General features: G+C 50.1%; 1 protein-coding gene. It reads left to right on the top strand.

Annotated features, from left to right (window positions below):
* A partial coding sequence (locus ACYQ2L_RS17160; protein ID WP_460058346.1) for a hypothetical protein occupies nucleotides 1–1,023 on the top strand: 1,023 nt, incomplete at its 5' end.
* Between the last annotated feature and the right edge of the window lie 19 nt (nucleotides 1,024–1,042).

Below are 1,042 nucleotides of genomic sequence, written 5' to 3'. Positions count from 1 at the left end.
AAAGACTGTCGGCGCTACTTCTGTGAACGTACCTTCTCAATCGATTACTATGTGCAGAAAATCGTGAACTATAGCGATTTGCTGAAAGATGTCCGTAGCCGCTGCAGTCTTGCAGCTACACAGCGAAATCGCGGGATATCACCAGCCATTCGTCGCAACAGGATCAGCCGTTTGGCCCGCAACTGCATTGCCATGCATGCCGAACTTGCCAGGTATCTGGACACGCCAGAAGACCTGATCGCTGACGGATTTGTGTCCTTTGAAGTCAGTCAGTATTACCCGAGCAATCTACACATTCTCATTGGGAAGGAAAGCGAGTATCTCTATACCCTGGATCATGTTACGAATAGACGCACCGGGACAATGACTTCTGCCCAGAAGAAAAAACAGGCTCGACTTGAGGCAGTTTTTCGTCCAGAACCGCGTGGAATCGTGAACTCCTTTACCCGTGTCATGAAGACCATGAGCAGACAGATTGATCACTGGGATACAGCTGCCTTGCCATATCTGAAGCTGCCGAAATCGGTCTGTCTGACCACCGATAACAAGAGGGAATACCCGATTGCAATCGGCTGCTGTGCGCGAACCCATGAGCAGCTTGCAAGCGGTCGACTGGACTGGCTGCACATCAGTTCGGATCATAATCGTGGACCCGGCGGGCCGATGTTTGCTATGGATAACTTCGACCGGGAGTTGCGAAAGGACATTGCAGCCTATGTCAGAGAGACGGTTACTTTCAGGCGAAATGTGATGAATGCGATGGAATCGGTACAGGTGTATCGCATGTATCACAACTTCATGAAGCCCTATCGCAGTCGTGATTCACTAAAGCAGAAACGCTGGCAGCGGGCAGGATTACCGGAGAAACTGGTGAGAAGTAAGCTCAAAAAGCTGTTTACGCAGCGAGCATTTATGAGTCATCTGGAGGGGGTACCAGAGGAAGACATGCGGGTCTGGAAGCGACAATTATATACACCGGGACAATTGCATCAGCAATTGCCCGCGAGGTATATACTTAACTGAGGTTTATGGTGCCATCTTG

It is taken from the genome of Spirochaeta dissipatitropha, from assembly GCF_054657935.1.
Note: the sequence above shows the minus strand (reverse complement) of the source record. Positions and strands in the feature narration are given on the sequence as shown.